The sequence below is a fragment of the Marinobacterium sp. xm-g-48 genome, assembly GCF_013282925.1.
GTDB lineage: Bacteria > Pseudomonadota > Gammaproteobacteria > Pseudomonadales > Balneatricaceae > Marinobacterium_E.
In genome coordinates this window covers 250,555-273,876 of record NZ_WBYQ01000001.1, presented here as the reverse complement: position 1 = coordinate 273,876, position 23,322 = coordinate 250,555, and the positions used below count along the sequence as shown (strand labels likewise).

Sequence of the window (23,322 nt, the reverse complement as noted above, 5' to 3'; positions counted from 1 at the left end):
GTGACTTTCAGGTAGATTTTAAAAAACTAAAAAAATTTGTCGTTTTTTTCTAAAAAATGATGGCCATCGCAAATCTAAGACTAACTAGTGGAATAAAAAGAAAAAATTATTACGCACATTTTCAATTCCTCTGCTAAACCTTAATGAGGTGTCCACGGAGGGATAGTTATTGTGAATCCATTTGAATCAGCCATATACAGCATTACGACATTAGCCAAGCTTAGACATAAAGCTTGTGATACAGAGCAGTTGCGCCATCAATGGCAAACATCCAAATCCACACTGACAGAAACGGATTTCATAAGAGCGCTAAACTCACTTAACCTAAAAGCAGGGATAAGAAACTGTAAAATCAGTGACTTACACAATGAATTTATGCCCGTTGCAGCACCTATGTCCGATGGGCAATACCTCACCCTTCTTCGCGTTAATCAAAATGGACAGGATTGGTTCTGCTTAGTCATCAAGCCCGGCGAGACCACACCCAGAAAACTCAATTTGGCAGAGTTTGATCAGCTCTGGGATAACAGAATTATTTTCATTAAAGAGCGAGAAACCCTAGGTTCTGATCGCCGATTTGATCTGAAATGGTTTATCCCTTCCCTGATTAAACACAAAGGGATTTTTACCGAAGTCATCATAATTTCTGTATTCCTTCAGCTATTTGCCCTAGCCACGCCCTTTTTCTTTCAAATCGTTATGGACAAAGTGCTGGTGCATAGAGGCTTCACTACGCTGGATATTCTGGCCATCGGATTTGCTGCACTGCTGATGTTTGAATTGGTGATGGGCATCGTTCGCAACTACCTGATGGTTCATACCACCAGCAGAATTGACGTGGAGCTTGGCGCTAAGCTTTTTAACCATGTCATGCGCTTACCTGCAGCCTATTTCGATTCACGCCAAGTAGGGCATACAGTGGCGAGAATCAAAGAGCTAGACACACTAAGGGAGTTCATCACTGGGGGTGCATTGACCCTGATGATTGATCTTAGCTTTCTTCTGCTCTTCATCGCTGTGCTTTGGATGTTTAGCCCTACGCTCACGTGGATCGTTCTTGGGTCACTTCCGTGCTACTTGCTGTTATCTATACTCATCACACCCACTTTGCGCCATCGCTTAAATGAGAGTTTCAAACGCAGTGCCGAAAACCAAGCGTTTCTGGTTGAATCGATCACGGGCATCGATACCGTTAAATCAATGGCGCTTGAGCCAAAGATGCAGCAACGCTGGGAAAAGCAGATTGCCCAAGCGACCAGCATCGGCTTCAAAGCTAAAAACCTCGGTAATATCGCGACTCAAATTGCTCAGTTTATTAGCAAGTTCACCACGGTGTTAATTATCTGGTTTGGTGCCCTTCTGGTCATGGACAATCAGTTAACCATCGGTGAATTGATCGCATTTAATATGATCGCGGGTCGAGTCAGTGCACCCATTTTGAAACTGGTTCAACTCTGGCAAGACGTCCAACAAGCGGGTATATCCTTGAAACGTCTCGGCGATATACTCAATACGCCCTCTGAGTCTGACGCTCAGACAAGCCAAGCGTCTCTCCCTAGCTTGCAAGGCTCCATTGCCTTTCAACACGTCAGTTTTCGCTACAGTCTGAATAGCCCCACGGTTCTGAATAGGATCAACATTGAGATCAAAGCCGGAGAATCGATCGGGATTGTCGGCGCTTCAGGCTCTGGCAAAAGCACACTGACCAAGCTTATTCAACGAACTTACCTACCCAACTTAGGAAAGGTGCTCATTGATGGTATCGATTTAGCACAGGTCAATACCGATTGGCTTAGATCCAATATCAGCGTCGTTCCACAAGAGAGTTTTTTATTCAATAAAAGTGTGCGCGACAACATTGCAATACGCACACCCGGCGAATCACTGGAAACCATTGTCAAAGCCGCCAAACTGGCCGGTGCACACGCGTTTATCACTGAGCTTCCAGCCGCTTATGACACCTTGGTGGGTGAGCGTGGCAGCAACCTCTCAGGGGGGCAGCGCCAGCGAATCGCGATAGCGAGAGCCCTGATCAGCAACCCTAAAATTCTGATCTTTGACGAGGCAACGAGCGCGCTCGATTACATTTCAGAAGAGAAAATCCGTCAGAAGATGCACTTGATCTGCAAAGGGCGCACCGTCATCACCGTCGCGCACCGCCTCAACACAGTAAGACACTGCGATCGAATTATTGTACTTGATCAAGGCGAGTTAGCTGAGTCTGGCACCCATCAAGAGCTGTTGAGATTAAACGGTCGCTACGCCGAAATGTTTCGTCTTCAATCGGCCGATCAACCATCAGAATTTAAGGAGGCCATCGCATGAGGCTGACATCAAAAGAGCTGCACGATTTTTTACCTGGTGCGCTACTGATTCAAGAGCGACCACCCAAGAAATGGCCGAGGGTAACTGCCTACTTAATCGCCCTGCTGATGATGTCAGGCCTCACCTGGGCGTCTATTGGTGAGGTAGACATTGTGGCAAGGGCATCTGGAAAAGTCATACCAACCGGACAAACAAAACGAGTTCAATCGTCTATCACAGGGAAAATCGATTCGATCAACATCACCAATGGTGATGCGGTTCATGCCGGTGAAACCCTAATTGAACTGGATGCCACAGAACCTTTTAATCAACTCCAGCAGAAACTGGAGCAACAGAAGTTTAAGCAACACGAGATAGAACGCACCCGGCTCTTTGCTGAGTATTTAGAGAAAGGCAACGTCAAGCTGCTGTCATCCTCTAACCCTCAACAGGCGCTCTTTTCAGAACAGATAGAGAGCTATAACAAGAAACTTGAACAGTTAAACGCGCAACTGCGCAGCTCAGAATTGAGTCATTCACAGGCTAAAACGCAACTTGATTCAATGTCACAGCTCTACTCAATTGTAGAGGCAGAGACAGAAGCGATTGAGTCATTGGTTAACAACGGTGCTGCATCAAACAGCGCTCTTCTTACCCAACGCCAACGGCTTATTGAAGTGGAGGGTAGCCTAAGGGCTTTACAACTGGACGTAGCTTCAACCTTGAGCCAGGCCGTTTCAATTCAAAAGCAGATCCAAGCATTTAAAGCAGAGAGCAAAGCGCAGACGTTGAACGAGCTGCTTCGACTGCAAGAGGCAGCCAGAGTTCTTAACGGCGATATCACCCAATTAGAGTGGTTTATTGAGCAGCATAACATTCGCGCACCCATTGACGGGATCGTCAGTGATCTCAACGCATTTACAGTTGGCGCTATCGCTACCAGCGCTGAGACCCTAATGAATCTTGTGCCACTGAATCAATCATTAAGAGTCGAAGCCTGGTTGCAAAACAGCGATGTAGGTTTTGTACAAACAGGCCAACGCGCCGAAATTAAAGTGGATGCATTCTCGTTCACAAAATACGGCGTAATCGATGCTGAGATCGTTCACCTTGGCGCCGATGCACAACAAAATGAACAAGGCGTTTTACTCTTTCCTGCAGAACTTAAACTCTTCTCAGAAACCTTAGAAATCGACGGCAATTCCCACCCCCTGCAACCCGGGATGAGCGTCAGCGCGGAATTAAAAACAGGCAAAAGGAGGATCATCGAATATCTACTTTCACCGTTACTAAGAATGAAAACTGACTCAATTGAGGAGCGTTAAATGGAAAATGAAGAAGAACATGATGTGTTTAAGGAAGAACCGGTCACTCTTAAACAAATACTATTTGGAAAACTAATCTTCTTTGGGACTCTAACTATTTTCATGTTGTTTATCCCAAAAAATGAATATTTCCAATACTTCGGTTACACAGTAATCATAGCAATCATTACAGCTCTAGTTTCACGAATGAAACTGGTTTCTATGAGTACTACACATTATCTATTACTGGGTCTAACAGGATACGGAATTGCCCTATGGATCCTCGCAATCACTCAAGCATTTAATAAATAAAAGGATATAAAGATGACGACTATCGCCAAGGAAGGTTTTGTTGACGCACTTTCACTAACCGTAAGCACCCATACCTATGAACGAAACGTGGGTATATTCAGTTCTAAAGAATCTACAACACTAGAAAAATTATCAGCTTTTGCTGCTATTACTGCAGCTGCAATTGACGCTACTACAGACAGCAAATCTCCATTGGGCATGACTTTAGGGCGTATGTTTGGAACCGTTGCTTTTACCACAGCCCTTGCTGAGGTCCTTGAGGATTTTGATCAAGGTGAATTCGAACTTGGAAATGCAATCGCACTAGTTGGCACAGCCGCCTCACTGGTACCCGGTCCTCATACTGCCGCTCTAGTGCCATTGATGGCGCTCTATCCGCTTGCCGATGACTTTGGCGAGTATCTCGCTGAAAAGGGAACATTAGATCCGATCTTCGACCTGCTTTTGCATCAGCCTGATGTGGAACTCACCTGGAACGATTGGGAGTTTGCAGCGAACGATCAATATGTTGAGGCACCCAGTTTCGCCAATGCAGAGTCGATCACCTCACCACTCGTTTTAGATCTGGACGGAGACGGAGTCGAAACTATTGGTATTGATCAAGGTGTCTATTTCGACCACGCTGGCGATGGTTTTGCTGAAAAAACTGGATGGGTATCACCTGATGATGGCGTGTTGGCCATCGACCTGAATAATAATGGCAAAATCGATGACGGAACGGAGCTGTTTGGTAATAACACCGAGCTATCTATCGGAGAAACGGCCGCCAATGGGTTTGAGGCTCTAAAAGAGTACGACTCTAATTCCGATGGGGTGATCGATGAGTTTGATCGAGATTTCCAAGCGCTTAAAGTCTGGCAAGACCTCAATTTAGATGGACAAACTCAAGAGTTTGAACTGAAAACTCTAGAAGAGCTCGGAATCACATCGATCAACCTGGACTACTCTGAAGATTCACAGCAACAACAAGGCAACCACTTCATTCAAACGAGCTCGTTTGCAAATACAAATAGCCCTTCCAATGAGCTGGTCGATGTCTGGTTTCAAACTGATGAAACGCAATCCATCTATCAGGATTCCACTCAAACAGCTGATGACCTAATCAACTACCCTGATATTAAGGGCTGGGGTTATGTGGCCAACCTACAACAGGTAATGGCACACAATACAGAGCTCAAATCGATGGTTGACCAGTTCATTCAAGAGTCCGACCCTGCTGCACGATCTGCGTTGGTTAATGAGATCATCTACCAGTGGACGGGGGTAGCCGACGTCGACCCCTACAGTCGCGACCCAAGCCGCATTTATGGGCACGTCATGGATGCTCGACAGCTTGAGGCGTTAGAAGAGTTAACGGCTAAAGACTATGTTGGCACCTGGTGCTGGGGTGAACATGACCCAAACCCACATGGCCGCGCGGCACCGGTTCTGATCGCACAATTCAAAGCATTTAGCGACTATGTCGAAGGGCAGCTCAACGCCCAAACCCACTATGCTGAGGCTTTTGATTTGATTGGGGTTAAATTTGATTCAAGCACTGGTCAATTTGCTCCAGATACGGAGAATTTCGAAGCCCATCTGCAAAGCCTTATCGATCAAAACGATCTGTCACAAGCCAACTTACTCTTCAAAACAGTGCAGCAGCTATCGAGCCTGTCACCGGCTTATGACGTTGTAATAGATGATCTGAAAGAGCACCCCACTCTTGCCCCATGGCTTATTGATTCACAGATTACAGGTACAGATGCTTCTGAGACCCTGACGGGCTCAAATGCTGATGATCTCATTACGGGTGGTTTAGGCGATGACCGACTTTTTGGCGGCGTGGGTAATGATATTTACCACTACAGCATTGGAGACGGCTCTGATCAAATCTATGACAGCCAAGGGGACGATGTGCTTCTGTTTGGCGAGGGTATTTCGGCCGATAACCTTCTATTTGAGCGAGGCATCAGTCACATCGACATTCATCTGCTGAATGAAGATGGCGCAAAAAGTGGCGCTGCTATTCGGTTAGAAAACGTATTTGACTTTGATGGCAGCCTTCAGGAGGGCACCATTGAAACCCTACGTTTTTATGATGGCAAAGCTCTTAATCTATCAGAAGTGATCACTCACTTTTCGACGAAAGGCGGCAACAGCGACGATTATTTATTCGGTTCCGATCTGGCGGATACACTTCAAGGCAATCAAGGTAATGACACAGTTTACGGTGGTTCCGGGGATGATCTTTACCTATTTACTCAAGGGGATGGGCAAGACACCTACATTGAACATTCCGGCAGAGACACAATTCGCATCGTTGGAATAGAGCAATCTGATCAGCTAACTCTTCGACGCATTGGAACTTCTGGAGAGGATCTACTGATCCAATTCTCAGACCAAAACGGTCAATTGACGGGAGATCAGATCACCATCAAACAGGTCTATGACAAAGGTATTATCACACCCAATCTGATTGAAACAATTGAACTAGTGAATGCGGAGGGGGTTTCAACACAACTATCTATTTTTGAGCTTAACAGCCTCTACCAATCACTCGACTCCAATAGGCTCTATGGACTTGAGGGGGATGATAGGTTGCAGGGAGCCGATGCCAATGAATACCTAGAGGGCGCCGGTGGTGACGACCATTTAATAGGTAACCGTGGAGATGATCACTTATCTGGAGGTGAAGGAGGTGACCTGTTAGTAGGTGGTGAAGGGGCTGACGTTTTGCAAGGAGGTAAAGGCAAAGACACCTACCTCTTTAGCCGAGGTCACGGTCAAGATGTGATCAACAACCGCGACCGTGACTCCATCGATAGGGTGTTGTTTGATTCCACTATTAGCAAAAAGCAAGTTGATATCAGCCGGATCAACGATGATCTCTTAATCGAAACAGGGCAGCCGGGGGATCTAATTACCGTCAAATCCTTCTTTAATGGCGATCTTATATCACTCGACACCATCAAATTGATTGAGTTCAGTAACGGTGAACAGATGAATCTATCGGACATTGCCCAGCAGACGCTTGCGACCAGCAACGGCGATGATCATATCCAAGGCTTAGCCTCTGCTGATGTCATCAGTGGTCATGGTGGTGACGATACTATATCCGGAGGTGGCGGTGATGATCTTATCCACGGAGATCAGAACAACGATCTCATCTATGGCGATTCCGGCGATGACGAACTCTTTGGTGATCAGGGAGAAGATCGTCTGCATGGCGGTAGCGGTTCGGACCACCTGTTTGGCGGCAACGAGTCGGATCAACTTTATGGTGGATCCGGAAACGATAAGCTATCAGGCGACAACGGCACGGATCATCTCTTTGGGGGCAGTGGCCAAGACAGGCTTATGGGCGGCAATGGCGATGACCAGTTAACCGGCGGTAAAGGGGATGACCTGCTGGAAGGCGGAAAAGGGGATGATACTTACATTATTCGAGCGCATGATGGATCTGACCAAATAGCCGATAGCAGTGGGAGCGATACGCTTGTATTAAATGGCATCAACTGGGAGCGTCTTCAACTTGAGATGCTGAATGATTCGCTACTGATAAAAGACCGTGATTCCAGCACCGAGGTGACTATACAATCGGCTAATAAAGAAGGCATTGAGAGGATAGAAACTGAAGATGGCTGGGCTGACATGGCTGATATCTACGCCATCATTCATGCAATTGCCCAGTTTGATGCACTCGATGAAGAGGAGGTGACTCTGGAGGATAGAAACACTCTCAACAACGTCTTAGCAACTGCCTGGCATAGTGAGTGATATTGATACTCGATAAGGGGGTCAGACCGAAAGGTCAGCCCCCTTAAGTTACCCCTGAGATGAATTCCATTTAGATAAAGTGATACAATTGTATCACTTAAAACTCAGGGGTTATCTATGAAAACAGAGTTAGTAACCAACCTTAAAAGGCACGCGACTAAAATTCTTAGTGAGTTGCACGTCAACAAGGAGCCTATCTTGATTACAGAACATGGACAGCCTTCGGCCTACCTAGTAGACGTAGAAGATTACGAGTACATGCAAAACCGATTGGCTTTGCTTGAAGCGATTGCGCTTGGTGAAAAAGACGTTGCTGAAGGCAAAGTTCATACTCAAGCTGAAGTAGAAGCCAAGTTGGACAAATGGCTAAGCTAATCTGGACAGAAAAAGCGATCGATGACCTTTCAGAATTAGCAGAGTATGTTGCTATTAGTGACAGAGCCGCAGCAAAGCAGTTAGTGCAGAGAATACTGTCTAGCGTCAGGCGACTGGAACAACATCCTGAATCAGGTCGCCGCTTACCTGAGCTTCCATTACAAAACTACAGGGAAGTGATCACTCCACCCTCACGCATCGTCTACAGAATCGAGAAAGAAAATGTCTTCGTAATTAGGGTGATACGACAAGAACGCGATTTAAGGCGGTTAATGCTAGGGCTTAACACTCATAACCGATAAGTCTTTCAAATAAAATCGCGGCCTCAGAAAGACCGCACCAACTTACCGAGTAGCCTCTGCCCTTGCAGCGGCGGCGCCAGCTGCATCGCCGGCTTGTTCGCGAATCAGTGCCAGTTCACGCCAAAGTTTTCGCTGATAATCGGGAAGTCCCGTTGCAACGGCAACACCTCTTAGCGCAACCTGCTCTGCCTGAATCAGATTCAGCTGGCGGCGTTTAATAGATGCTAAATGCAAATAGACCTGTGGATCGCGCGGTGAGATACGCAGTGCGCGCTCAACTTGGGATTCAGCAGCTGCCAGATCACCTCTATCCGCAGCCTGTTTTGCTTCTGCAAGCAGTGACACCGTTGCTGAGTTGGAGTTTTCATCAATCGCGAGCGGCTCAGAGGGTGCAATTTGAGCGGGCTGCTGTTGTGAAGGTTGAGTCGGTGCAAAGTTCGGTACATCGTAGATAGGTGCAACATTCACATCACCGCGGGGTTCCACTGGAACAACGGCCCCCGGGGCAACCTTTGCATTTCGTGGCGATACATCACGCTCTTCTACCGGAGTTAGGTAAGGGCTTGGGCCCGCACAGCCGACCAGTAAGGTCAGCACAGCTGTAATGGATAAAGATTGGTACAGATTCATGAACCGGCTCGACGTTCTCAAGATTAAGACGAACTAAGAATAATCAGTTGATTAAAGAAAATCTAATTAAACCAACCTTTGAACCAATCTAATGGCGATTTAATCGCCTCCCCTGGTTTGCGCTTACCGCCACAACTGACTTTCTGAACCGGTTCTGTGCCTTGAATATAGGGAACTGAACGCGCACCTTCACACTGCTGATCGGTTTGAACATTTTGCGCTGCATCGACCCAAACATACTCCACCTCTCTCGGTTTCAAGGCCAAATAGGGCTCGGGCTGCTCTTTTTTCATCAGATCCGTCCACACCTTTAATGCGCCACCTGACCCAGTAAAGGGTAAGGTCGCATTGTCATCCCTACCTACCCAAACAACGGCTAAACGACTGCCGGTAAATCCTGCAAACCAACTATCTCGCTGCTGATCGGATGTCCCTGTTTTACCCGCCACATTTAAGTTGGCGGGCAAGGTTCTGTAGAGCGATCTAGCCGTACCCTCACGAGCCACTGATTGCATTGCGTAGTGAATCAGGTGTACCTGTTTAGGATCAACGACTTGATTGAGCTTAAAGGGGTAGCGAGAGAGCTCTTGCCCATAGGCGTCGGTTACTCGACGAATGGCGCGAAGCGGCATTCTAAACCCATTCGCGGCTAGCGTTTGATAGACCTGCGCCACTTCAATAGGTGCCAAGTTAAGCGCTCCCAATAGCAGCGATGGGTAGGGTTTGATCTCTGAATCAACGCCCAGACGCTTCAGCATATCGATGACCGAATCGACTCCTATATCCAAGCCTAGGCGTGCAGAAGAGAGATTGTAGGAGCGAGAAATGGCCTCATACAGGGGCACCATGCCCTTCTCTTTGCCATCAAAGTTCTCAGGTGACCAGACAGACCCATCCGGCTGCTGCATCTGAAAGGCGCTATCTTCGATAAGAGTCGTGAGGGTGTACCCCTTCTCTAACGCGGCCAAGAAGGTAGCCGGTTTGACCAAGGAACCAATCGGACGGCGAGCATCCAAGGCCCGGTTAAACCCAGCAAATCGAGCATTCCGTCCACCAATAACCGCCAACAACTCACCGGTTTGCGGATCGGTAACCACCGTTGCACCCTGCAGAGGCTGTGCCTTTTTGCCGTACTGTTTTTCTAACAACGCGATGCGTTCACTTAACGCCGAAGCCGCATTCTGCTGCACTAAAGGATCCAGTGCCGTGAAAATACGAATCCCCTCAGAATTCAAATCCTCTTCGCGATACTCCTGTCGAAGCTGTCGTTTCACCACATCGAGGTAGGCTGGGTAAGCCCCTTTTAAACGGGCGCCTCGTTTAATGACATCAAGCGGCTGTTGTATCGCGCGTTGATACTGATTTGAGCTGATCATCGCTTGATCCAACAGCAGTTTCAGTACCAGATCACGGCGTTTTAGAGCTCTCTCTGGGTGACGCCGAGGATCATAATAAGAAGGCCCTTTAACCAAGCCCGCTAGCAACGCAATGTGATGCAGCTCGAGTTCAGCGGCAGGACGGCCGAAGTAGAAGAGGCTACCTTGACCAAAACCGTGGATCGCACGCGCGCCGTCCTGTCCCAGATAAACCTCATTAAGATAGGCCTCAAGAATCTCGTCTTTCTCGTAGTGTAGATCCAGTAAAACTGCCATCGGCAGTTCAAGCAGTTTACGCGAGAGGGTTCTCTCAGAGGTCAGGTAGAAGTTTTTAATCAACTGCTGAGTGAGGGTACTTCCCCCCTGCACAAATCGACCCGCACGAATATTGACCCACATCGCTCGAGCAATGCCTTTCAAAGAGATGCCGAAATGATCGTAAAAGGCACGATCTTCAACGGCAACTAAGGCCTGGGGCAGTAGATTGGGCACATCTTGAATACGCACCAGTTCACGATCTTCATTATCACCAGGGTAGATCCCCCCTATCAGCACCGGTTCTAAACGCGCCAACGTCATGGAGCGATTGTTGGCATCCATCAAGCGAGCTATCTGCCCTTGCTGAAAGCTAAGAGTGACGCGTTTTGATCTCTCAGCGCCCTCAGGAAAATCAAAGCCACGGGTATAGATGTCGGCTCGAGTGGCACTGATTCGCGCTGTGCCAGGGCGATTGACCTGATTACCAATACTGTAGCCAAGTGCTTTCAATTCGAGTTGCAAAGCCTGAGTGTCCAGACGTTGCCCAGGGTAGAGTTCTAATGGGCGTGCATAGACCTTAGCCGGCAGTGACCAGCGTTTGCCTTCAAACTTTTCACGCACCTGCGCATCGAGGTAGACCAGACCCACCGCAGCAACAACGGTAGCGACCAAGCCCAGTTTAAAAAGAAACCAAAACAGCGATTTAGCCCAATTGCGGCTCGATTTTGCTTTGGTTTGCTTAGATTGATGTCTCTTTTTTGTCATCTTCTCAGTATAATCTTCGACCCGCTGGCGCGTATCTCGTTAGGCCAGCTTATGTTTAGTAAGGGCAGTTTAGTCGAACTATGGAATCCACGCTGGTAAACAATCTACTCAATCCAGCTTGCTACCCGCATGAGGTGAGCGAGTTTGAAGTGATTGAGACGCACATCGCGTGGCTTATCAGAACCGGCGAGTTCGTCTACAAAATCAAAAAGCCGGTCAACTTTGGATTTTTAGATTTTACTACACTTGAGAAGCGAAAGTACTTTTGTGAGGAGGAACTTCGCCTCAATCAACGTCTTTCTGAAAATACCTATATTGAAGTTGTGGCTATCGGCGGTACTGAGAGCGATCCAGTGATTGGAGCGACAGGTGAGCCGATCGAATACGCCGTCAAAATGCGTGAGTTTGCTTCAGGGCTACTGCTCTCCGAGCTACTAAACGTCTACAAATTCGACCCCAACTGGATCGATAAACTGGCTGATAAAATTGCTGACTTCCATCAGCGCGCACCCATTGTTGCCCCCGGAAGTCCATGGGGCGAACCCGACAGTATTGCCGCCATTTCCGAAGATAACTACAGGGACATCGATCGTTCGCTTATTCCCGAAGAGGATGCCAAAGAGCTCGACCGTCTTTGGCAGCACATTAAAGATCGTTACCAACTGCTTGAACCCTTAATGCGTCGTCGCAAGCTCGATGGCTCGATTCGTGAGTGTCACGGTGATCTTCACCTGGGCAACATCACCTTAGATGGTGATTCACTCCTCGTGTTTGACTGCATTGAGTTCAACCTAGAGTTCCGTTGGATCGATAAGATGTCGGACATTGGCTTCCTGTTGATGGACCTAGAGGCTAGCGGCCACCCTCGTTGGGCGAACCGTTGTCTTAACCGCTATATGGAGATCACCGGCGATTACGAAGGGTTAATTCTACTGCCCTACTACAAAGCGCACCGCGCGATGGTAAGAGCGAAAGTCGCCATGTTAGGCGAGAAACCCAATCTTGCTGAGTTCCAACACTACCTTAAACTGACCGCCGAATACGCGGCTGCGCCACTACCGATGTTGGTGATGATGCAGGGGATTAGCGGCTCCGGTAAATCACATATCTCTAGCAAATTAGCCGAGCTGATCTCCGGTGTTCGTGTACGATCAAGTGCTGAGCGTAAAAAGATCTATCGCAAAGCGTCTCGCGAAGGTGAAAGCCTTGAGATGTACGGTGCAGACATGAATATGCGCACTTTCCTAGAGATGAAGCGCGTCTCTGGCATTCTGTTAGAAGCGGGCCAGACTCTGATTCTGGATGCCGCATACATTCGCCAACGTTCACGTCGACAGTTTCTGCAACTGGCCGAAGAGCTGGGCTGCCCAGCACGAATCATCGCTTGCGAACCTCCAGAGAAAGTCATCGAGGCGCGCCTGGCTAAACGTTCCGAAGAGCGTGAAGACCCAACAGATGCCACCATTGAAGTGATGCAAGCGCAGAAACGCGTCGCTGAGCCATTAAGTGAAGAGGAAGAGAAGATCGCCCTTCACATCGATACCAGCGAAGAGAATGCGCACCTTAAGATCATTCAATACTTGATTGATCAGAAGCTGCTACCAGAGACGGTAAACTGCGGATAACCCTCCTCAGTGGGCTCTGCACTCTCGACTTCCACCTCGAACAGTTGCCTTAAGTGAGCGACCGTTAGAACAGAGTGGTCACCCTCGACAACAGAGTCTTGGGTGCCAAGTAAGTAAAAGTAATCCCCCATTCGTGAAGCTAAACTCGCCTCTTGCAGGGTCACTACAACCGCATAACCCTCCTCTTTAAACGATCTAAGTAGCTCCCCTGCCCGACGTTTAAACTCGGCATCCATTGCAGTGCAAGGCTCTTCAATTAACATTAGGCTGGGCTCATTGGGGCGACTCACCAAATCACAGGCCAGCTGCACACGCTGTCTCTCGCCTCTCGAGAGCGTTTTAAAGGGGCGCTGCAATATTGATTCGAGTAACAACTGAGTTTTTACCCTTTCACTGCGCGATTCGAATAAGGCTTCACCAGCACCCGAAGAGTGACCGGCCTGCAGAAGCAGAGACGAAACATTCATATCAGGATCAAGATTAAACTTTGAGAGAGCCTGACTTAACTCAGGAAAATGGCTAAACAGATCCACGTCGTAGGCCTGCAAGATGACACTGACTCTGTGACGTTCAAAGGGATGATCAGGCATACCGTTTCTCTCTATAAAGCATTAAAATTTGAAAAAATTTTAGGTGAAACCCATGATTCTGTGCAGTGTATCGGATTTAGTCGACGGTGAAAGCCGTGGTTTTGAACGGGAGGGCCTATCCCTTTTTGTTGTAAAACAGGGCGACCAACTCTCAATTTTCAAAAACAGCTGCCCCCATCGCGGAATTCGCCTAGAGTGGCAACCAGACACTTTCTTGGATGTCGAAAAGCAGTTCATCCAATGCGCCACGCATGGCGCACTTTTCACGATAAACGAGGGTGAATGCATTGCGGGCCCCTGCCCAGGTGAACGGTTAGAGGCGATCCCCTTTGAAATCATCGACGGGAATATTAGGTTAACGATTTAACCTCTAGTGTCGCTGACAAACTGTTCAATTCGGTTAAGCGCCTCATCGATATTGGCCAAAGAGGTGGTGTAAGCGAAGCGAACAAATTTGTGCGCCTGATACTCACCAAAATCGGCACCAGGCGTCGCGACCACGCCCGCCCTCTCTAGTAACTCCCAGCACCAACTAAAGCTGTCATCACACAAGTCTGAAGCATCGGCATAGATATAAAAAGCACCCGCTGGCGTTCTAGGGACTTTAAAACCAATTCGCTTGAGCCCTTCTAACAGGCGATCACGTCGCTGCTGCAACTCCTCTCTTCGCAACTCGAACAGTTCAATCGCATCAGGTTCGAATGCTCTGAGCGCAGCATACTGAGACAAGGTCGTGGGAGAAATGTAGAGATTTTGTGCCATCTTCTCCATTTCAGCCACCGCTGATGCATCCGCTACCAACCAACCCAAGCGCCAGCCCGTCATGCCGAAATATTTTGAAAACGAGTTGATCACGATGCAGTTTGTATCGATGCTAAAGGCACTGGGAGTCTCTGCACCGTAGGTTAGGCCGTGGTAGATCTCATCAACAACCAAGGTGCCACCTAAACGAGAGACCGTTGCTGCAATATTGGCAAGCTCTTGTGGATCGATGACCGCTCCGGTTGGGTTAGCTGGCGAGGCAATAAGAACGCCTGCAGTCTGTTCATCCCAATGCTGCTCAACCAATTCAGCGGTTAATTGGTAGTTCTGTTCATGATCCACGGGAATAGAGACCGCTTGGGCCTCCACTATGCGCAAAAATTGACGATTACAGGGGTAGCCTGGATCGGCCATCAATATCTTTTGATCACGATTGGCTAACAGGGCAAAGGTCAATTGCAGTGCTGCTGAAGCACCTGCTGTGACTAACACATTGTCTGCGGCGATCTTCTGCCCGTAACGCTGTTGGTGAAAGGCTGCAATTTTTTCACGAAGAGCCGAAATACCTGCTGCCGGTGTGTAGGTCATAGGGGTAGTGTCCAGCAGACGTTTTGCCTCCTCGATCACCTGGGGTGCCGCACCAAAATCGGGTTCGCCCGCCCCTAAATGGATGATAGAGCGCCCCTGATCGGCTAACGCATGAGCGTGTTTAAGCAGATCCATCACTTTAAAGGATTCAATTAACTGCGAACGCTGACTCCAACTCTTAGACATATCACCTCCCGATCGAATCGACACAGTATACTTGTTACACCAACAGAGACTAGCCATCTTTATACTGTTCTGGTAACTTCGCTGACTTACTAAAAAACGGACTCTCTCGATCCAACGTATTACCCAATAATCGAGAGCAATAATACAATCACAGGGTACGAGGCAGACACTATGCCAAGCAGTAATACTGAATCTTTTACTCACATTGCGCCATACGACATCAAAGACTCAGAAGAGTACATGAACGATGCGCAGAAGGATCACTTCCGACTTATTCTTAAAGAGTGGAAGCGCGAACTGATGGAAGAGGTCGATATGACCATCAACCACCTTAAGGAAGAGGCTAGCAACTTTGCTGACCCTGCCGATCGTGCCAGCCAGGAAGAGGAGTTCAGCCTTGAACTTCGCACACGAGATCGTGAGCGCAAGCTGATTCGCAAGATCGATAAAGCACTCGAGTCAATCGATGAAGACGATTTCGGCTATTGTGAAGCCTGCGGTGTAGAGATCGGTATTCGCCGACTCGAAGCTCGACCAACGGCAACTCTCTGTATCGACTGCAAGACGCTTGCAGAGATAAAAGAAAAGCAGACAGGCAAATAATAGAAGCGCGGTTTGTACCGCGCTTTTTTATGTCCTTTATATTCATACAATGAACTACATTGGTCGATTCGCCCCCTCTCCAACAGGCCCTCTTCACGAAGGCTCACTGCTAACCGCGCTGGCCAGTTACCTAGAAGCTAAAAAGCATCATGGACTTTGGCTAGTCCGAATAGAGGATCTTGATCAACCACGCTGTCAGCAGGCGCATGAAAAGGCGATTCTTGAAGCGCTAGAAGCCTACGGTCTCCATTGGGATAAAACGGTCATGCGTCAAACTGACCGAATCGATCGCTACACTGATCTCTTTCAGTCGCTCATCGCTCAAGGGCAGGCATATCGCTGTGGTTGTAGCCGAACGGACTTAAAGAGTCGGCACGCCTTACCGCATTACGATCGGTACTGTTTGCTGCACCCTGCCAATAAAGAGCCAACCGCAGTCCGATTTAAAGTGGAGCAATGTTCAGGGTTTGATGACCTCCTTCAAGGCTCTCAGCCGACTCCTTCAGAAGGGGTTGGTGATTTCATTCTCTACCGTCGTGATGGCATTGTTGCTTATCAGCTTGCCGTCGTACTGGATGACTATGAACAGGGAGTGACTGACATTGTTAGAGGGTCAGATCTGCTTGATGAAACGCATAAACAGCGAGCACTGCAGCTCACACAGGACTACCCTCTGCTGAAATATGCTCATTTGCCGTTGGTGTTAGCCGCTGATGGACAAAAACTATCGAAACAGACCTTTGCGTGCGCCTTGCCAACAGAACCATTGGAAATCATTAAACAACTTAAAAAGGCGATGGTTAGGCTTGGGCAGATTGATGAAAAGTGCGATATACCGAGCGATGTAGAGACTTTTATTCAGTTCGCACTAGACGTTTGGGATATACAAAAAGTTCCAAAAGTTATTAAAAACAGCTAGTTATTTAGACTTTGGTATGAAGTGTTAAATTTTTTTCACTTTAGAGTTGAATAGAGCTAATGGATTACCTATAGTCGCTCCACAACAACAAGAAAGGACGGCGCAATACTTAGCTCAAATAAAAATAACAAGAGCAAAAGGTGCCGACGAAATACCTGCTCCGAATAAAAATAAAAATGGAGCATTACTCGATCGTGAGGACTGTCACCGCAAGGGACAATAAAAATAACACCAAATTATTGGTGGCAGCCTCACGCTCGAACCCCCAAACGCAAATCCTACCCCTCTAAAATTCATTTTATATAAGACATTTTCAGACCGGTTATTAATTCTTACTAACTACTGGTAGACTAGCGCCTTTGTATTTTGACTCGAACTGTTTTTAAATGACTTCTCAAATTGTTCTGTTCCTTTTGGGCATTGCCGCGATTGCTGGCCTCTATTTTGCGCTTCGTACTAAAGCGGCACCGATCACTGAAGCCAATATTGAAAACACCCAAGCGGATGATCTAGTCACAGCCATTTTGCCGGAAGGTGAACGTCGCGTTGTTCCCGAGTCGATCCATAACATTCCTCGCCACGCTCTGGATGACAATGCCATGCGTGTCGTCTACCGTTTGCTTGATAACGGCTACGATGGCTATCTAGTCGGCGGCTGTGTACGCGATCTTTTGGTCGGAAAAAACCCTAAAGATTTTGACGTTGCTACCTCCGCAACGCCTGAACAAGCAGAACCCCTATTCAACCGTGCTCGACTCATTGGTCGCCGCTTCAAGATCGTCCACGTCCGTTTTGGCCGCGAAGTTATCGAAGTCACCACCTTCCGTGCCGGACACGACAGCGTTTCAACCTCTAAGGATCAGTCACGACAGGCCGCCTCTGGCATGCTGCTTCGTGATAATGTCTACGGCACCATCGAAGAGGATGCAAAGCGCCGCGACTTCTCGATTAACGCGCTCTACTACAACGTTGAAGATAACTCCGTTTATGACTTCGCTAATGGCTACCCAGATCTTCTTGAGAAGCGTATTCGCATCATCGGCGATGCAGAGGAGCGCTACCGCGAAGATCCCGTTCGTATGTTACGTGCAGCTCGCTTTGCCGCAAAACTGAGTTTTGATATCGACTCCGACACCGCCCAACCGATTCATAAACTGGGTGGTTTGATCAGCAAAGTCGCTCCTGCTCGCATGTTTGATGAGGTACTTAAGCTACTCCAGACCGGTTACGGCGAAGCCTGCCTTCGCCAACTGCTCCGTTTTGACCTATTTAAGTACCTTCTACCGGCCACTGATCGCATGTTAGGTAGCGATGAGTACCCAGTCGAGCAGCTCGTTAACAATGCGTTACGAAATACTGATCGCCGTCTTGCTCAGGATAAGAGCGTCAACCCCGCTTTTCTATTTGCAGCGATGCTTTGGTACCCGCTGGTGGATCGCATGCGTGATCTTGAAGGACACAAAGACCTACCGCCTCTACAGCGACTTCACGAGGCCGCTAATCAGATCCTAGGTGAACAGGTCCGAGCGACTGCCATTCCAAGACGTTTCTCCACGACGATTCGTGAAATCTGGGAGATGCAGCACCGTCTAATGCGCCGCGATCGTGCCGATCAACTAATGGAGCACCCTCGCTTCCGTGCTGGCTACGATCTATTAGTGTTGCGTGAAGAGAGTGGTGAAGATCTTAACGGAATCAGTGGTTGGTGGACCGAATACCAGAACAGCCAACCCAATGCTCGTCCTCAGATACCCGCTGAAGAGCGCCGCAAACGCTCGCGCCGTCGCCGTCCTAATCGTAAGCCAAAAGAGCAGTCATAAGATGATTCGCGCCTACGTCGGTTTGGGCAGCAATTTAGAGAATCCTCTACAGCAGGTGGCTGACGCTCTGCGAGAACTTCAGGCGATTCCCAACTCTAAGCTAGTAGAGCACTCCAGACTCTATCGCTCCGACCCAGTGGGTCCTCCTGGACAACCCGACTACATCAATGCGGCTGCTTGCCTCGAGACAAGCTTAGAAGCTGAACAACTGTTGGATGAACTGCAAGCGATAGAGCAGTCCCATGATCGTGTTCGAGTGCAACACTGGGGGCCGAGAACCTTAGATCTGGATATTTTACTCTTTGGTGATCAAGTCATTAACACTGAGCGACTTACTGTACCCCACGCTTTTATGCGTGAGAGAAGCTTTGTCCTCTACCCTCTCGCTGAGATTGAACCCAATTTAGTGCTACCAAATGGTGATCACCTAAGCGAAATTTTGCTGGAATGTCCTATGGGCACACTGGAACCAATCGCACTATAATAGTGCGCATCTTATCGAATAGAGAGACTGATTAAATGAGCACACCAAGCCTGCACCGTTTAATTGAGAAAAAACAGGCGAGAGAGAAGTTTGCGGTTCTAACTGCTTACGATGCAACCTTCGCCCATGTCGCCAGCAGTGCTGGCGTAGACCTGATACTGGTCGGTGATTCATTGGGCATGGTTCTGCAAGGTGAATCCAGCACACTGCCGGTAACGGTTGACGATATGGCCTACCACACTCGCGCGGTGGCTATGGGCAACCAAGGGTCGCTGATCGTGTCTGACCTGCCCTTTATGAGCTACTCAAACACTCAGCAAGCGGAAGAGAGTGCCGCAAAACTGATGCGCGCTGGTGCGCACATAGTCAAACTGGAAGGCGGTGCTTGGTTAACTGACACCATTTCAGCACTCAGCCGCCAAGGCGTACCTGTCTGCGCACACCTAGGTTTAACACCACAATCGGTCAATAAATTGGGTGGATACAAGGTACAGGGACGCGACAATCATGCTGCGACGTTGATGCTTGAGGACGCTCAGCGCTTACAGGACGCAGGCGCAGATATGCTGGTGTTAGAGTGTGTGCCAACCCTACTGGCCTGTGAAATCACTAAAAACCTCGACATCCCAGTGATTGGCATCGGTGCAGGTAATCTTACCGATGCTCAAGTGCTTGTAATGCATGATCTGCTAGGTATTACACCTGGACGGCGTCCCAAATTCGTTAAAAACTTTATGGAAGGTGCTGGCTCGATCCAAGAGGCGATTGAACAGTACGTTGCCGACGTTAAAAGCGGCACATTCCCTGGCCCAGAGCACAGTTTCGAATAATCTATGAAAACCGTTACGACCATTGCCGAGCTTCGAGCTGCGGTCACTGCAGCACGTGCTGCAGGTAAAAAGATCGGCTTCGTGCCGACCATGGGCAACCTTCATCAAGGTCACTTAAATCTTTTGATTCGGGCTCGCGAGCTTTCAGACTTTGTTGTCTCATCGATCTTCGTTAACCCGTTACAGTTTAATAACGCTGACGACTTGGAACGATACCCTCGAACCCTTGAAGAGGATCAGGCGAGTCTGAAGGAGTTTGGTTGCGATCTGCTGTTTGCGCCAGCTGAGGCAGAGGTCTACCCCAAGGGTCGTGATTCACAGACCTTTGTTGAAGTACCAGAAGTCTCTAATCTTTACTGCGGTGCTAGCCGCCCCGGACACTTCCGCGGTGTCACGACCATCGTCAACAAACTGTTTAATTTGGTCCAACCTGACCTAGCGGTATTTGGACGAAAAGACTTTCAACAGCTGCACGTAATTCGCCGTATGGTCGATGATCTATCGATGCCCATTGAGATTGTTGGGGAAGAGACAGCCCGTGCTGACTCAGGTTTAGCCCTGAGCTCTCGTAACGGTTATCTGACCGACAGCGAACTGGCTGCAGCGCCAGCGCTCTACCAACAACTGAGCCAAATCCGTGATCAGGTTCAAGCGGGTAGCAACGAGTTTGCAGTGCTACAGGTCAAAGCGAGTGAAGCATTAGAAGAGGCGGGGTTCCGTCGTGATTATGTGCATATCGTTAATCGCAATACGCTTCAGCCGGCGACACCGGATGACACTCAACTGGTGATCTTAGCGGCCGCCTATTTAGGTCACGCTCGTCTAATTGATAATCTTGAGTTCGATCGCTAAGCCGTTGCGATCGAACCCTTACCAATTCCCTCAAACGCACGCACTTCAATCTGTTTTCCAGGTAGGGTTGCCGCAATGGTTTGCGCCAGATGATTGGCGATCAACTCCACGGTAGATTCCGTGTCGATCATGTAGACCACTGAGGTAGGAAGCGTCAGGCTGAATGCCCCCTGGGGTGCTTGGTAGGCAAAATTGACAGACTGTTCGGTACGACTGACGACATGATCTTCTGTCCCTATGTAGATATCTTCAAAGCGCTTTGCCCACTGCGCTTCAAGTGCTAGATCACGCTCACCATCAATTAGAATATGGATTCTTGAGCGGTGTCCATGAGCGATACGTTGGCAGTTACCGTCATGCTTCTGTAGACCGTGTGTGTAATGGTAGTAGGCACCGTCAATCACTTCCGGGTATAGGGTCACTTTGATACCACTGACCGTTGGAAAGATCGCAGCTAACTCCTGTTCACACCAACGAGCGACGGGTTCAGGCTCTATCGCATCCACGGGAAGGATCTCAAACGCTTGATGTGGCGCGCTGCAACGAAGGGGCTCACCCGATGGGTAGAGCCACTCCACAGTCGTGTTCTGTTCGGCTAAAGTCACCTTTAGGTTAGGTGTCTTATCAGCAATCACTAACGAGTGATCTAAGCCAGCATCAAACCACTGTTTCACGCGCTTTTTAACGATGCCAAAATCGACAATCATCCCCTCATCGTTTAATTGGCCGTCCAGCTCTAAACGGACAGCCCAGGATTCACCCACAAGACCGCGTTGCGCGTCCAGATAGGTAAAATCAACATGGGTAAGATCATCAACAAATAGCTTCACACACGACTCCTAACAGTTTGTGCAGCTATTTTAGCGAATCGGGATAAGAAATCACCTGATTGTTCGCAGCCATCGGTTGCTCCGGTATAATGCAATGATCTTAATTCAGGTGAACCCTTCCTATGCGACTCGATAAGTACCTTGCTCAATCCACCGGTTTCTCTCGTAAAGAGGTGAAGCGTATGCTGCACGCCGAAGAGGTACGAGTGAATGGCGAACTTGAAAAGAACCCCGCTCGCAAAGTGGCTGAAGAGGATGAAGTCATTCTGGACGGCTACGAAATTGAAGCCCCGCGTGATCGCTACATCATGCTTAATAAGCCCCTGGGTTATGTCTGCTCACACGATGAGGGTGATCATGCGTCCGTGCTGGGCCTTATCGAACTTCCACGTGTCGATAACCTCACGATTGCCGGTCGGTTAGATGTTGATACAACAGGGTTAGTACTGCTCAGTGATAACGGGCAGTGGTGTCACCGTATCACCTCGCCACGTCATAAGCTGGGTAAGATCTATGAAGCGACCTTGGCAGACCCGATTGATGAGAGCTACATCGAGAAATTCGAGCGCGGTATTCAGCTTAATGGTGAGAAAGAGCTCACTAAACCGGCAAAATTAGAGATTCTCTCTGAGCAGGTAGCCAGAGTGGAGCTGTTCGAAGGACGCTACCACCAAGTAAAGCGCATGTTCGCAGCACTGGGTAACAAAGTAGAAGAGCTGCATCGCGAATCGATTGGACCGATCGCACTGGATGATGATCTCTATGAGGGTGAGTGGCGAGAGCTCACTGACGACGAGGTAGCCAGCATCTTTAATGGCTAACTTCGAATCGCTCATCAATCAGGAGATTCAAGCCAATCCAAACGGACTTCTGATTGTTGATGAAAACCTCAACCCCAAATCACTTCAAGCCGCCTCCGGTTGGCAGGCTCTGACCAATCGCTTTGATCAGCAGCAATCACTTTGCGCTCAAGGCTGGCAATGCTCACTCTCTGATTTTGAGTGGCCTACAGACTTAACCACTGATTTTATTCTGTTTCGCATTAGCAAAGAGAAGGCGGTTGTTAATCATCTCATCAATTTGGCGGCAGAGCAGTTAAAGCCCGGTGCTCGCCTTATCTTATTAGGTGATAAATCCGAGGGGATCAAAAGCTACGCCAAAAATGGCCAAAAATGCCTAAACGGTGATCGCTCTGAGGTTAAATTGGGCGGCGATAGCTGGAGGGTCGAACTCACAGTAGGCCAGGTAACAGGCACACCGTTAGATGATCAAGACTATCATCAAGTCCGAGAGGTTATAAAAGTAAGTGAATACTCACTACTATCAAAGCCCGGTGTATATGGTTGGAAAAAAATCGACCAAGGTAGCCAGCAACTGGTTGAGCGCCTACCTTTCATGCTCAACTCTGAGCTACCGATAGGTGCGAATCGGGTGTTAGACCTGGGCTGCGGATCAGGTTATCTTACACTCGCTTCCTGTAGCCAAGCATCTTTCATAACAGCGACTGACAATAACGCAGCGGCAATCAAAGCGACTCAAGCAACCTTGGCAGCAGCGAACTTTCAGGCTGAAGTTTGCTTAACCAATGCCGGTGAAGAGTTGGCCTCTGAGTACGATCTGATACTATGTAACCCGCCCTTTCATAGTGGTTTTGGGATCGATTACGATTTAACTGACCGCTTTTCGAGAAATGCCGCTAGACTGTTAGCAGCAGAGGGGAAAGCCTGTTTCGTCGTGAACCAGCATGTACCACTGAAACGTATCGCATCAAGCTACTTCGAGTCTGTCGAGCTTGACCAAGATACAGGACATTTTTGCACCTATTTACTGACTAAGCCTAAGCGCTAG

General features: G+C 48.5%; 21 protein-coding genes. 16 read left to right on the top strand and 5 right to left on the bottom strand.

Annotated elements, in window-relative coordinates:
- The first annotated feature begins 171 nt into the window (after positions 1-171).
- From XMG48_RS01360 to XMG48_RS01335, 6 genes are all read left to right on the top strand, one after another.
- Positions 172-2,325, top strand: coding sequence for a type I secretion system permease/ATPase (locus XMG48_RS01360; protein ID WP_371731419.1), 2,154 nt, complete (start codon positions 172-174; stop codon positions 2,323-2,325).
- A complete protein-coding gene (locus XMG48_RS01355) occupies positions 2,322-3,629 on the top strand; it encodes an HlyD family type I secretion periplasmic adaptor subunit (protein ID WP_173480267.1) in 1,308 nt (435 codons plus the stop codon). The genes XMG48_RS01360 and XMG48_RS01355 overlap by 4 nt, the downstream gene beginning before the upstream one ends.
- On the top strand, positions 3,630-3,920 hold the full coding sequence (locus XMG48_RS01350) for a hypothetical protein (protein ID WP_173480266.1): 291 nt from the start codon (positions 3,630-3,632) through the stop codon (positions 3,918-3,920). It abuts the gene before it with no gap.
- A gap of 12 nt (positions 3,921-3,932) precedes the next feature.
- Positions 3,933-7,679: a calcium-binding protein gene (locus tag XMG48_RS01345; RefSeq protein ID WP_173480265.1), complete on the top strand. Its 3,747-nt coding sequence runs from the start codon at positions 3,933-3,935 to the stop codon at positions 7,677-7,679.
- Positions 7,680-7,796: 117 nt separating this feature from the next.
- On the top strand, positions 7,797-8,054 hold the full coding sequence (locus XMG48_RS01340) for a type II toxin-antitoxin system Phd/YefM family antitoxin (RefSeq protein WP_173480264.1): 258 nt from the start codon (positions 7,797-7,799) through the stop codon (positions 8,052-8,054).
- The gene (locus tag XMG48_RS01335; RefSeq protein ID WP_173480263.1) at positions 8,042-8,356 is read left to right on the top strand and encodes a type II toxin-antitoxin system RelE/ParE family toxin; all 315 of its coding nucleotides are present in this window, start codon (positions 8,042-8,044) and stop codon (positions 8,354-8,356) included. The genes XMG48_RS01340 and XMG48_RS01335 overlap by 13 nt, the downstream gene beginning before the upstream one ends.
- A 42-nt stretch (positions 8,357-8,398) precedes the next feature.
- Here XMG48_RS01335 and XMG48_RS01330 read toward each other — a convergent pair whose 3' ends face one another.
- Together XMG48_RS01330 and mrcB are read right to left on the bottom strand one after the other, a co-directional pair.
- Complete coding sequence (locus tag XMG48_RS01330; RefSeq protein ID WP_173480262.1) at positions 8,399-8,986, bottom strand: hypothetical protein; 588 nt, start codon at positions 8,984-8,986, stop codon at positions 8,399-8,401.
- A 62-nt stretch (positions 8,987-9,048) separates the two neighbouring features.
- Positions 9,049-11,385, bottom strand: a complete 2,337-nt coding sequence (mrcB, locus tag XMG48_RS01325; protein WP_173480261.1) for a penicillin-binding protein 1B — start codon at positions 11,383-11,385, stop codon at positions 9,049-9,051.
- A gap of 80 nt (positions 11,386-11,465) precedes the next feature.
- Between mrcB and XMG48_RS01320 the strand changes: the two genes are divergently transcribed.
- Positions 11,466-13,010 (top strand): bifunctional aminoglycoside phosphotransferase/ATP-binding protein, encoded by a 1,545-nt coding sequence (locus XMG48_RS01320; protein ID WP_173480260.1) that lies wholly within the window; start codon positions 11,466-11,468, stop codon positions 13,008-13,010.
- On the opposite strand, the gene XMG48_RS01315 is transcribed toward XMG48_RS01320, so the two are convergent.
- Positions 12,974-13,600 (bottom strand): hypothetical protein, encoded by a 627-nt coding sequence (locus tag XMG48_RS01315; protein WP_173480259.1) that lies wholly within the window; start codon positions 13,598-13,600, stop codon positions 12,974-12,976. The two genes, XMG48_RS01320 and XMG48_RS01315, sit on opposite strands and share 37 nt — an antisense overlap.
- Positions 13,601-13,652: 52 nt before the next feature.
- On the opposite strand from XMG48_RS01315, the gene XMG48_RS01310 reads away from it, so the two are divergent.
- Positions 13,653-13,967: a Rieske 2Fe-2S domain-containing protein gene (locus XMG48_RS01310; RefSeq protein ID WP_173480258.1), complete on the top strand. Its 315-nt coding sequence runs from the start codon at positions 13,653-13,655 to the stop codon at positions 13,965-13,967.
- Here XMG48_RS01310 and XMG48_RS01305 read toward each other — a convergent pair.
- On the bottom strand, positions 13,964-15,136 hold the full coding sequence (locus tag XMG48_RS01305) for an aminotransferase class I/II-fold pyridoxal phosphate-dependent enzyme (RefSeq protein WP_173480257.1): 1,173 nt from the start codon (positions 15,134-15,136) through the stop codon (positions 13,964-13,966). The two genes, XMG48_RS01310 and XMG48_RS01305, sit on opposite strands and share 4 nt — an antisense overlap.
- 171 nt (positions 15,137-15,307) lie before the next feature.
- Here XMG48_RS01305 and dksA point away from each other — a divergent pair, with 171 nt between their 5' ends.
- The 6 genes from dksA (at position 15,308) to panC (ending at position 20,644) form a co-directional block, all read left to right on the top strand.
- A complete protein-coding gene (dksA, locus tag XMG48_RS01300) occupies positions 15,308-15,739 on the top strand; it encodes an RNA polymerase-binding protein DksA (RefSeq protein ID WP_173480256.1) in 432 nt (143 codons plus the stop codon).
- Positions 15,740-15,788: 49 nt separating this feature from the next.
- Complete coding sequence (gluQRS, locus tag XMG48_RS01295) at positions 15,789-16,658, top strand: tRNA glutamyl-Q(34) synthetase GluQRS (protein ID WP_173480255.1); 870 nt, start codon at positions 15,789-15,791, stop codon at positions 16,656-16,658.
- 386 nt (positions 16,659-17,044) lie between these two features.
- Positions 17,045-18,478 (top strand): polynucleotide adenylyltransferase PcnB, encoded by a 1,434-nt coding sequence (gene pcnB / locus XMG48_RS01290; protein WP_173480254.1) that lies wholly within the window; start codon positions 17,045-17,047, stop codon positions 18,476-18,478.
- 1 nt (position 18,479) lies between these two features.
- Complete coding sequence (gene folK / locus XMG48_RS01285) at positions 18,480-18,962, top strand: 2-amino-4-hydroxy-6-hydroxymethyldihydropteridine diphosphokinase (protein WP_173480253.1); 483 nt, start codon at positions 18,480-18,482, stop codon at positions 18,960-18,962.
- A 35-nt stretch (positions 18,963-18,997) separates the two neighbouring features.
- A complete protein-coding gene (panB, locus tag XMG48_RS01280) occupies positions 18,998-19,792 on the top strand; it encodes a 3-methyl-2-oxobutanoate hydroxymethyltransferase (protein ID WP_173480252.1) in 795 nt (264 codons plus the stop codon).
- 3 nt (positions 19,793-19,795) lie between these two features.
- A complete protein-coding gene (gene panC, locus XMG48_RS01275) occupies positions 19,796-20,644 on the top strand; it encodes a pantoate--beta-alanine ligase (RefSeq protein ID WP_173480251.1) in 849 nt (282 codons plus the stop codon).
- On the opposite strand, the gene XMG48_RS01270 is transcribed toward panC, so the two are convergent.
- The gene (locus XMG48_RS01270; RefSeq protein WP_173480250.1) at positions 20,641-21,474 is read right to left on the bottom strand and encodes a 6-carboxytetrahydropterin synthase; all 834 of its coding nucleotides are present in this window, start codon (positions 21,472-21,474) and stop codon (positions 20,641-20,643) included. The genes panC and XMG48_RS01270 overlap by 4 nt on opposite strands.
- Before the next feature lie 122 nt (positions 21,475-21,596).
- Here XMG48_RS01270 and rsuA point away from each other — a divergent pair, with 122 nt between their 5' ends.
- On the top strand, positions 21,597-22,295 hold the full coding sequence (gene rsuA, locus XMG48_RS01265; protein ID WP_173480249.1) for a 16S rRNA pseudouridine(516) synthase RsuA: 699 nt from the start codon (positions 21,597-21,599) through the stop codon (positions 22,293-22,295).
- A complete protein-coding gene (locus XMG48_RS01260; protein ID WP_173480248.1) occupies positions 22,288-23,322 on the top strand; it encodes a methyltransferase in 1,035 nt (344 codons plus the stop codon). The genes rsuA and XMG48_RS01260 overlap by 8 nt, the downstream gene beginning before the upstream one ends.